This is a genomic window from Mucilaginibacter tolerans (genome assembly GCF_030519375.1).
In the GTDB taxonomy this organism is placed as follows: domain Bacteria; phylum Bacteroidota; class Bacteroidia; order Sphingobacteriales; family Sphingobacteriaceae; genus Mucilaginibacter.
Window position 1 is genome coordinate 40,731 of the sequence record NZ_JAUMKB010000014.1, and the last position, 11,351, is coordinate 52,081.

Below are 11,351 nucleotides of genomic sequence, written 5' to 3' on the forward strand. Positions count from 1 at the left end.
AAACTCAAATTATTAACATAATTTAAATTTTTATATGATATAGATAATATTTTTTAACATAATCTGAAAAATCACTAACTATATTACAAAAAAGATTATTAATTCGTAATTTCGTAAATACGGACCTAAGTGAAATACTTAAATATAACAGAGCGATTGAAGATGGATCAAACCGATAGCCCCCAGCAGGGCCTTTACAGGCCAGAATTTGAACACGATTCGTGCGGTACTGGATTTATAGCTAATATACACGGCCATAAGTCTAACCAGATAATAGATGATGCCCTTACCATGCTGGAGAATATGGAACACCGCGGCGCCTGCGGCTGTGATCCTGAGACCGGAGATGGAGCAGGTATATTGATACAACTGCCACATGAGTTTTTTATGGATGAATGCTCAAACCTGGAAATCAGCCTGCCTGAACCGGGAGAGTATGGTGTAGGGATGATATTTTTCCCTAAAGATTCGTCCCTGAAAAAGGCTTGCAGAATGGTGATAGCCAATGCACTCGATAAATTAGGGTTGCAAAAGCTGGGCTACCGGAAACTGACTGTGGATTCATCTGTAATAGGAGAGACCGCTCACCTGGCTGAGCCGGATGTCGAGCAATTATTTGTTTTAAGGCCACATCACATCACCAATGTAAACGACTTTGAACGTAAGCTTTACGTTTTAAGAAGATATATAAATAAAACCATCACTGAAACCATTCCAGGTGCAGGTGAGCACTTTTATTTCACCTCATTTTCCTGCAAAACCATTATTTACAAAGGTCAGCTGACTACTTACCAGTTGCGTAAGTATTTTGCAGATCTTCGGGACCCGCGTATTGCCTCAGGACTGGCCATGATTCACTCGCGTTTCTCAACTAATACTTTCCCTTCGTGGAAGCTGGCACAGCCATTCAGGCTGATCGCCCATAATGGTGAGATCAATACTTTAACAGGTAACCTGAACTGGTTTTACTCAGGCTTAAAGTCATATGTTTCGTCTTACTTCACCAGTGAAGAGATGGAGATGTTATTGCCAGTAATTGACAATAACCAGTCAGACTCAGCCTGTTTAGATAATATAATTGAAGTTTTACTTCATACCGGCCGTTCATTGCCACATGTAATGATGATGCTGATCCCCGAAGCGTGGGACGGCAACGAACAGATGGATCCGATCAAAAAAGCATTCTATGAATACCATGCTACTTTGATGGAACCATGGGATGGCCCGGCAGCTATTACCTTCACTGATGGCAAGCTGATAGGCGCATTACTGGACAGAAATGGCTTACGTCCGTTGCGTTTTGTGATCACCAGCGACGGCCGCGTTATTGCTGCCTCAGAAGCCGGTGTATTGACCATCGACGATAAGACCGTTTTACGAAAAGGCCGTTTACAGCCAGGCAAAATGTTGCTGATCGACACTGATAAGGGGAAGATCATCACCGATGAAGAAATAAAGAAACAAATAGCCTCACGTCAACCTTATGGGCAATGGCTTGAGAACTACAAAATACGCATGGAAGACCTGGCCGAGCCTCGTTTGGCTTTCGCGTCATTGTCGCCGAGCGCAGTGTTCCGTTATCAGCAGGTGTTTGGCTATAGCCGCGAAGATATCGAGACCATCATCAAGCCAATGGCTGTTGATGGCAAGGAGCCTGTAGGTTCAATGGGTACCGATGTGCCTTTGGCAATATTGTCTGATAAACCGCAGCATTTATCAAGCTACTTCAAGCAATTCTTTGCACAGGTAACCAACCCGCCGATCGACCCCATCCGTGAACGTTTGGTGATGAGTCTTGCCACTTTTATAGGTAACAACGGTAACCTGTTGGATGAAGATAAAATGCATTGCCATTGTGTGGCTTTGAAACATCCGATCCTGGTTGACCATGACCTGGAAAAACTGAGAAGTATCGATACCGGTATGTTCCACGCAAAAACGCTGCAATGCTATTTTGTAGCAGACGGCATGCCGGGTTCGCTTGAAAAAGGTATTGCAAGGCTTTGCCGCTATGCGGAAGACGCTGTTGATGAGGGATTTGAAGTATTAATCCTTTCAGACCGTGCGATTGATTCAGAGCATGCGCCGATTCCGTCATTGTTAGCGGTTTCTGCTGTACACCACCATTTGGTGCGTAAGGGATTGCGTGGTGCAGTAGGTTTGGTTGTTGAGGCCGGGGACGCTTGGGAAGTACACCATTTTGCTACTTTATTAGCATTTGGCGCTACAGCTATCAACCCATATTTGGCACTTTCTACTATTGAAACTATCAAAAATAATGGTAGCCTGGAAACCAGCCTGGATAATAAAACGCTGATCAAGAACTATGTAAAAGCCATCTGTGATGGTTTATTAAAGATATTCTCTAAAATGGGCATCTCCACGCTGCAGTCTTATCATGGATCGCAGATATTCGAGATATTGGGTATCAATAAGCAAGTTGTAGACCGTTATTTCGCAGGTGGTATAACCCGTATTGGTGGTTTGGGTCTGGATGAAATAGCACGCGAATCGCTGTGCAAGCATAAGATCGGTTTCGGCAACAGTAAAAACGATAATCTTTTATTGCCTGAGGGCGGTATCTATCAGTGGAAACGCAGAGGCGAGGAGCATTTGTTCAATCCAACTACAGTGCACTTATTGCAACATGCTACCCGCACAAATGATTACTCGGTTTACAAAAACTATGCAAAGCAGATCAACGAACAGGGAGAAAAGCACTTCACTATACGCGGCTTACTGGACTTTGCACATCACCGTGAATCAGTAAAACTGGAAGAAGTAGAACCAGCAGAAAGCATCATGAAGCGTTTTGCAACAGGGGCTATGTCTTTCGGTTCGATTTCGCATGAAGCCCATAGTACTTTAGCTATTGCAATGAACCGCATTGGCGGTAAGAGTAATACCGGCGAAGGCGGCGAAGACGAGATGCGCTACGAGTTATTGCCAAATGGCGACTCGATGCGATCAGCTATCAAGCAGGTTGCTTCGGCACGTTTTGGCGTAACCTCAAATTACCTGACCAATGCTGATGAACTGCAAATAAAAATGGCCCAGGGTGCAAAACCGGGCGAAGGTGGTCAGCTGCCGGGTCATAAGGTAGATGATTGGATCGCTAAAGTGCGTCACTCGACTCCGGGTGTTGGTTTGATCTCTCCTCCGCCGCACCACGATATTTATTCTATCGAGGATTTGGCCCAATTAATTTTTGACTTAAAAAATGCCAACCGTGCTGCACGTATCAATGTGAAATTGGTATCAAAGGCAGGTGTGGGTACAATTGCTGCAGGTGTTGCCAAAGCACACGCCGATGTGATCCTGATTGCAGGGTACGACGGTGGTACAGGTGCATCACCAATCAGCTCAATAAAACATGCAGGCTTGCCCTGGGAGCTTGGTCTTGCCGAAGCACACCAGACACTGGTTCGCAACAAATTGCGCAGCCGTGTGGTACTGCAAACAGACGGTCAGCTTAAAACTGGTCGCGACCTTGCTATAGCAGCCTTAATGGGTGCCGAAGAGTGGGGCGTAGCTACTGCTGCCCTGGTTGCAGGCGGCTGCATCATGATGCGCAAATGCCATCTGAATACCTGCCCGGTAGGTGTGGCTACGCAAGATCCTGAATTAAGGAAACTGTTCACAGGAAAACCTGAGCACGTAGTAAACCTGTTCCGCTTTATGGCTGAAGAGTTGCGTGAGATAATGGCTGAACTGGGCTTCCGTACCATTAATGAAATGGTTGGTCGTGTTCAGTTCCTGAAAGTGAAGGACGGATTGAAAAACTGGAAAGTAAATCATATCGACCTGTCGGGCATACTGCATCCTGTTAATAATCCAAAAGGAATGACGCTGTATAACAGCGAAAAACAGGATCATGGTATGGATGCGATCATCGACTGGAGATTACTGGAATGCGCTAAGGCTGCGTTGGAAGATAAAACACCAGTATTTGCATCATTCGATGTGAAGAATACTGACCGTACAATTGGTACGCTATTATCTAACGAGATTTCCAAGAAATATGGTTCTGCCGGTTTGCCGGACAATACCATCAACTATAAATTCAAAGGTTCAGCCGGGCAAAGCTTTGGTGCATTCAATACAAAAGGTATTTCTTTTGAGTTGGAAGGCGAAGCCAATGACTACGTGGGTAAAGGCCTTTCAGGAGCGCAGTTAGCTATCTATCCTTCTGCTGAGGCCAAGTTTACTCCTGAAGAAAATATCATTATCGGTAACGTGGCGCTTTATGGTGCAACTGCCGGTGAAGTATTCATCCGTGGTATGGCCGGCGAACGTTTTGCCGTACGTAACTCAGGTGCAACGGCAGTTGTTGAAGGTGTAGGCGATCATGGTTGTGAGTATATGACAGGCGGACGTGCCCTGATATTGGGCGGTACCGGACGCAACTTTGCTGCAGGTATGAGCGGTGGTATTGCATGGGTTTACGATCCTGAAAATACATTCGCCGACAACTGCAATAGAGAAATGGTTGACCTTGATCCGCTGACTGAAAAAGATTCAGAACAAATTATTGTCTTATTGAAGAAACATGTAAGCCTGACCGGAAGTAAGGTAGCTCAGAATCTATTGAAAAACTGGAATGAGGCTTCAACCAAATTCGTGAAGGTGTTTCCGAAGGATTATAAAGCAGTTTTACTAAAAGCAGAGTATCAAACTATCAGCTAATATTTTATGGGAAAAGCAACAGGATTTAAAGAGTATAACAGGGAACTTCCCGATAAAGTATCTCCGGCAGAACGCGTAAAGAACTACAAGGAGTTTGAGGGACTGTATTCGGAGCAAAAGCTGAACGAGCAGTCGGCACGCTGCATGAATTGCGGTATTCCATTCTGCCATTCAGGCTGCCCGCTGGGTAATATCATTCCTGAGTTTAACGATGCAGTGTATCGTAAAAACTGGGAAGAAGCTTACCAGATATTATCATCGACTAACAATTTTCCTGAATTTACAGGGAGGATTTGCCCTGCACCATGTGAATCAGCATGCGTATTGGGTATCAATAAACCGCCGGTAGCGATCGAGGAGATTGAAAAACATATTATCGAGATCGCTTACGAAAAGAATTTAGTTAAGCGTACCGCACCGCTTGTGAAAACAGGCAAGAAAGTAGCTGTAGTAGGTTCTGGCCCTGCGGGGTTGGCTGCTGCTGCTCAGTTAGCCAAAGCGGGTCACTCAGTGACTGTTTACGAACGCGATGACAAACCAGGAGGCTTGCTGCGTTACGGTATCCCTGATTTCAAACTGGAAAAATGGGTGGTTGAACGCCGTGTACAGGTAATGGAAGAAGATGGTGTTGTTTTTAAATGCAACGTAGAGGTGGGCAAAGATATTCCGGCTGATGAACTGGTACGTAATAACGATGCAGTGGTATTGGCAGGGGGATCAACTATTCCGCGTAATCTGCCTATCCCAGGGCGTGAATTGAAAGGAATCCATTTTGCTATGGATTTCCTGAAACAACAAAACAAACGTGTAAGTAATATAGGTTTTGATGGCGAAGATATACTGGCAACAGGTAAAGACGTAGTGATCATCGGTGGTGGTGATACCGGTTCTGACTGCGTAGGAACTTCTAACAGGCACGGTGCAAAATCTATCCATCAGTTTGAAGTGATGATGAAGCCACCTGTCGACCGTACTGATAGTATGCCATGGCCTTCGTACCCAATGGTATTGAAAACAACCTCTAGTCATGAGGAAGGTTGCCAAAGATATTGGGGTATCAATACCAAAGAGTTTTTAGGTGACGCTGACGGCAATTTGAGAGCTTTAAAGGTGACTGACGTAACCTGGGAAACGGACATAATGGGCAGACCGATCAAATTTGTTGAAGTGGAAGGTTCTGAGCGCGAGATAGAATGCCAGCGTGTATTCTTGGCGATGGGCTTTGTTCATCCGCAGCATGAGGGTATGCTAAACAACCTGAATGTTCACCTGGATGAGCGCAAAAATGTAAAAGCTAAAGAAGGTGTTTACCGCACTAATATCGGCAAAGTATTTGCAGCAGGCGATATGCGCCGCGGACAATCCCTGGTTGTTTGGGCCATCTCCGAAGGCCGCGAATGCGCCCGCAAAGTTGACGAATTTTTAATGGGACACTCTATACTGGAAAGTAAAGACGCCGTGAACCAGTTTGAACAAGTGTTTTAAGGATAGTGGATTAGTGAGTTATTAAAGTGCATTTCTAATACAATCAGTTAATAAACCCAAGTTAGGCCGCGCAAGTTTGAAGTACTTGCCGGCTTTTTTGTTATTTCTCCGACGGATTCTTCTTACCAGCTTCCAGTTTTTCGATCAAACTGATTTTTCTTGCGTAACGTGTTTTATCCTGTTTGGCCGTAATGACCCATAGCACATATTCTTTGCGGTTGGAGTAGGAGAGTTTCTCATAATTGGCCAACGCCTGCTGATTTTTTTCCAGCACTACCTTGATCTCGTCCGGTAGTCTGACTATGCGATTATCTACGTCAATCCATTGGCTATATTCGTTCTGCTTGATCTCCTCGTTACAGGTATCTGAGGTTTTGGTTTGCTCTTTGGGTCTGAAACGCAATGCCGTCCACGTTTCGTCAACTGCTGCTGCAGCGACGCCACCAAAGCCGTATTTACCCAGTTCATCCCAACTGCTCATCATCTCCAGATCGCTCTCAATGCCCGAGGTCTTTTTAGGATACATCACCCAGAATACACTATCCGGCCGCAATACGGGAACAACCACTTTTAGACTTTCGATAAGTTCTATGCTGTTCTTTACGAATAGCTGTACACCGTCAAAACTGCCTTTGGCTTCATATGAAACGGAAGCACCTTCAGGCAGTGGCTCTAGTAGTGTCAGGTAATTTGCGGGTGCATGAAAGAGCAGCCATTGCTTGCCTTGCTTTATCTGCAGTTTTTTAGCTAGTGGGCTAATTGTGACTTGATTGATCATGGTTAGTCGCTGCTGGTTAAAATAGAATCTAATCTAATAATAAAATATCGGTGACTCGGATATTTTACCCGCAACAAATATGGCCGGTTTGAGCGAAAAGAAGTTATTGAAAATTGCTATTTTGATTAATGGGATAGAATTATTTATCAACCAATTTGGTGAAAAAGTCCCATAATACTATACCTGCCGATACCACGATATTAAAAGAATGCTTGGTGCCAAACTGGGGGATCTCGATACAAGCATCTATTATTTTCATTACTTCATCACTTACCCCATTCACTTCATTGCCGAATATCAGCGCGTATTTTTCCCCTTCAGTAGTCTCAAATTGATTAAGCATGATGCTTTTTTCGGCCTGCTCTACAGCTATTATTTTATAGCCGTCTTTGCGTAGGCGCTCAATGGCCTGTAAAGGTTCAGCATAATAAGTCCAGCTAACAGATTGTGTGGCACCTAAGGCAGTTTTTTCTATTTCGCGGTGTGGAGGCTGTCCTGTTATGCCGCAAAGACAAACCTGCTCCACTGCAAAGCCATCACTGGTGCGGAATATAGAACCTACATTGTGCATACTGCGTACATTATCCAGTACTACTGCAATGGGTAGTTTTTGTTGTGATTTAAAATCCTCGATTGAGGTGCGATTTAATTCGTCTAATTTAAGTTTGCGCAAGTTTGTAGATCAGTTAATTTGTAAATCAGTGATGAGTTATCAGTTGCGCAAAGTTAATGATCTTCCGAAATTAGAATTTAAATATTAGTGCTTAGCGTTTCTTTTAATAACCCCACTCCATCACCAATTAATGAGCTATACACAGAAGGCGCATAACCGATCTTTGCGGTATAATAGGCAGTAGCCTCTTTACTAAAAGTGTCGAAAGCGCTTTCTTTTACCAATGCAATAGCGCACCCTCCAAAACCGGCACCTGTCATGCGTGCACCCGCAACATTTGGGTTTGTCAGGCTGTACTCCACAACAGCATCCAATTCTTTTCCGCTTACTTCATATTGGTTTTTTAAAGAATCATGCGAGTCGTACATCAATTGGCCGAACGATAAAAGATCACCATTAGCTAATGCTTTGGCAGCTAATTTTACCCGGTCATTTTCTTCAATAACGTGTTTTGCACGTTTTAAAACGATGCTATCGGTTATTAAATGTTGATGTTGTTTAAAGGTATTGCTATCTATATCGCATAGGTGTTGTATGTCCAGTTCTTGTTGTAGCGCCTTCAGCGCGGTCTGGCATTCCTGAACACGTTCGTTATATTTTGACTCGGCCAATTTACGTGGCTTGTTTGTATTGATGATCGCTAAAACATATTCGCCCAAATTGGTATTAACAGCTTGGTATTCAAGCGTATCACAATTCAGCATTAACGCTTTGTCTTTTTCGCCAAAGGCTACGGCAAACTGATCCATTATACCGCAGTTAACCCCTATAAAAATATTCTCTACCCTTTTGGCCAATTGTACAAGTTCCAGTTTATTATAGCCACCATTAAACAGGTCGTTCAGCATATAGGCGGTTACTACCTCGATCGATGCTGATGATGATAAACCCGAACTGATCGGAATATCGCCATAATACAACATATCAAGACCCTGTAGCTGATGGCCGTCGTGCAAAAAGTAATCTATAATACCCAAAGGATAATTAAACCAGCTTTCCTTTGATTTTTTATAGTTTTCCTTTAACGGAATATCTAGTTTGTCATTAAAATTCAGACTTCTGAAACGAAATACATTGTCGTTGTTAGGGGCCACTACCACGTATGTGCCGAAAGTAATAGCACACGGCATTACCAGGCCACCATTGTAATCAATATGTTCTCCTATCAGGTTAACACGGCCCGGAGAGAAGTATGCTTTTTCTGCCTCTTTGTTAAATATATTTTGAAATTCGCGATATAGATTGTGCTTCATTTTTAGGTACTATTATTGGCAAAACAAATATATGTAAAATTTACAGTTATTTTTTATTTTGATTATAAAGCTATTTTGAGGCCAGTAAGAGTCTTAAATTTGACGGTGAAATTACCCCCAATAAATTAAATCCAAATGAAACAGTATCTGGTCACAGCTTATGACTATACCAACGAAGATTCACTACAGAACCGCTTGAATGTCCGCCCTTGTCATCTTGATGGTGCAAGAGAGTTGAAAGAAAATGGAAATTTTATTTTAGGCGGAGCTATGCTGAATGATGAAGGCAAAATGATAGGCTCAGTAATGGTACTGCAGTTTGAAACCGATGAAGAATTGGAAGCCTGGAAGAAGAGCGAACCTTACCTTACCCAGAAGGTTTGGGAAACAGTGGATATAAAACCGTTTAAAGTAGCTAATGTGTAAATGAAAAAGCCGGTAGTAAGGACCACCGGCTTTAAATAAATATCTAATAAAGGTATTTTTATCGGCGTGCTCTCCAGCCTGTTAACAGGTTGATAGTATAGGACGCGCCACCAGTAATAGTTAAAGTAGCTGTATTATCGCCATTAAATACAATGGTACCTGTATAACTGAATGAGTTTCCTTTCGGACCGGTTCCGTTAATACTAATAGTAGCACTGCCGCTTAGGATTTTACGGCCAGGTTTTGAAAGCATAATGTTAGTTCCAACGATATCGATGTGGCTGTTGCCCGACGCCTTGTTGCCAACTTTTGATTGGAACGAACCATCACGCTTGTATTCACCGTTCAAAACAAAATTGGTTGCAGTTGGCGATAAACCTGCAATAGTAACATTAGCGCTGCCGGTATTTGTAGAGGTTAATCTCGGACCATCAAAACTTCCTTTGTAAGTTAAGGCATTGATCAAATTGTCAGGTACATTGCTTGAATTACAGTTTAAAGTGTGCGAGTACTTGAAGAAGTAATTGATAGTAACTGAGTCAGCAGTAATGTTACGGGTCACGCTGTCGGTAAGGGTAGTGCCGCATTCCTGGTGAACAGAAGCTGTTGCCTGTGTTGAATTAACAGTAAGCCCGGTGTTTACAGAGCTAATACCCTGAGCATTTACAGCTACGTCATCTGTTACAGTGGCAAAACCATTGGAGTTTTCAGCTAACGAGCTTGCTGCTATATCAGCTGCCTGATCAGTAGTAATTGTGCTGCTTGATGAAGCGCTATTGTCTTTTTTACACGAAAATGCACCAAGCATTAATAGAACAATTAATGATAATTTTAAATTTTTCATAACATAAGGGGGTTGTTTTTTAGGAGTTGTAAAATTGTTTCAGTTTTGTTTTGTTTTCCAGTATGACGAGAGTTTGACAAAAAGGTTTAATATGGCTTAATATTTTTTTAGTTGATAATATTCTTCCCGTTAGGGATGATATAGGGCTAAGCAAAAAACCCCCGCTTAAAGCGAGGGCGTAATTTACATTAACCTAACACCTAAACTTAACTAAATTATTCACAACCTGTTTTACGTAACAGGTTGATTTAAAGTTACGTCTGTGGTTAATTTAGGAGAAATAAATTCCAGACATTTTGTTAAAATCAGTGTTGCGATATGCTATCAAGCACATGCAAATCCCCACTGGATAATTCTAATTCCGCGGTTTTCATGTTTTTCTCCAGGTGGTCAACGCTCGAGGTGCCGGGTATTAATAATATATTATCTGCATGATGTAATAACCAGCTCAGCGCTACCTGGTGCGCAGTTGCATTATGCCTTTGTGCAATCTGGTTGATTTTTTCAGATGCATCTACATTACCTGCACTTAAAGGGTACCATGGGATAAATGCAATGTTATTGGCTTTACAATACTCTAAAACGGCCTCCCATTTTCTATTGTCAACACTGTACATGTTTTGCACCGATACGACTTCAAAATATTGCTGTGCCTTTTTAATATCGTTAATACCAACTTCTGATAAGCCAATGTGTTTTACTTTACCTTCCTGTTGCACTTTTTTCAGGAATTCGAAAGTTTGTTCGGCAGGTACTTTTGGATCGATGCGATGTAATTGGTAAAGGTCGATGCGATCAACTTTTAAACGCTTCAGGCTTCCTTCCAACGCTTCTTTTAAGTGCTCGGGATGTGAATTTACCGGCCATTGATCCGGCCCGGTCCTTAACAACCCGCCTTTGGTCGCTATTACCAGGCCTTTGGGATAAGGATACAAGGCCTCTGCTATCAATTCTTCAGATACATGTGGCCCGTAACTATCCGCTGTATCAATAAAATTAACACCAAGCTCAATGGCTCTTTTTAAAACCTTTATAGCTTCGTTGTGGTCTTTTGGTGGTCCCCAGATACCTTTTCCGGTGATCCGCATTGCTCCGTACCCAAGGCGATTGACAGTTAAATCTCCACCAATGGTAAACTCTTTGCTGAATGTTGTTGCTGTATCTGACATGATTAAATGGTTTTATAAATTTCTAACAGCCAGTATG

General features: G+C 42.8%; 8 protein-coding genes. 3 read left to right on the plus strand and 5 right to left on the minus strand.

Going from position 1 to position 11,351, the window contains the following annotated elements:
- Positions 1-162 precede the first annotated feature (162 nt).
- On the plus strand, positions 163-4,686 hold the full coding sequence (gene gltB, locus Q3A68_RS17870) for a glutamate synthase large subunit (protein WP_302902556.1): 4,524 nt from the start codon (positions 163-165) through the stop codon (positions 4,684-4,686).
- Positions 4,687-4,692: 6 nt separating this feature from the next.
- Complete coding sequence (locus Q3A68_RS17875) at positions 4,693-6,171, plus strand: glutamate synthase subunit beta (RefSeq protein WP_302902486.1); 1,479 nt, start codon at positions 4,693-4,695, stop codon at positions 6,169-6,171.
- A gap of 100 nt (positions 6,172-6,271) precedes the next feature.
- Here the strand turns inward: Q3A68_RS17875 and Q3A68_RS17880 are convergent, their stop codons facing one another.
- The 3 genes from Q3A68_RS17880 to Q3A68_RS17890 all read right to left on the minus strand — a co-directional run bounded on the left by Q3A68_RS17880 (position 6,272) and on the right by Q3A68_RS17890 (position 8,875).
- The gene (locus Q3A68_RS17880) at positions 6,272-6,949 is read right to left on the minus strand and encodes a YdeI/OmpD-associated family protein (RefSeq protein ID WP_302902487.1); all 678 of its coding nucleotides are present in this window, start codon (positions 6,947-6,949) and stop codon (positions 6,272-6,274) included.
- 139 nt (positions 6,950-7,088) lie between these two features.
- Complete coding sequence (locus tag Q3A68_RS17885) at positions 7,089-7,622, minus strand: RNA methyltransferase (RefSeq protein ID WP_302902488.1); 534 nt, start codon at positions 7,620-7,622, stop codon at positions 7,089-7,091.
- Between the two features lie 77 nt (positions 7,623-7,699).
- The gene (locus tag Q3A68_RS17890) at positions 7,700-8,875 is read right to left on the minus strand and encodes a galactokinase (protein ID WP_302902489.1); all 1,176 of its coding nucleotides are present in this window, start codon (positions 8,873-8,875) and stop codon (positions 7,700-7,702) included.
- Positions 8,876-9,010: 135 nt separating this feature from the next.
- Here Q3A68_RS17890 and Q3A68_RS17895 point away from each other — a divergent pair, with 135 nt between their 5' ends.
- Positions 9,011-9,301 (plus strand): YciI family protein, encoded by a 291-nt coding sequence (locus Q3A68_RS17895; protein WP_302902490.1) that lies wholly within the window; start codon positions 9,011-9,013, stop codon positions 9,299-9,301.
- Between the two features lie 58 nt (positions 9,302-9,359).
- Here the strand turns inward: Q3A68_RS17895 and Q3A68_RS17900 are convergent, their stop codons facing one another.
- Together Q3A68_RS17900 and Q3A68_RS17905 are read right to left on the minus strand one after the other, a co-directional pair.
- A complete protein-coding gene (locus tag Q3A68_RS17900) occupies positions 9,360-10,145 on the minus strand; it encodes a hypothetical protein (protein ID WP_302902491.1) in 786 nt (261 codons plus the stop codon).
- Between the two features lie 305 nt (positions 10,146-10,450).
- Positions 10,451-11,314: an aldo/keto reductase gene (locus Q3A68_RS17905; RefSeq protein WP_302902492.1), complete on the minus strand. Its 864-nt coding sequence runs from the start codon at positions 11,312-11,314 to the stop codon at positions 10,451-10,453.
- Between the last annotated feature and the right edge of the window lie 37 nt (positions 11,315-11,351).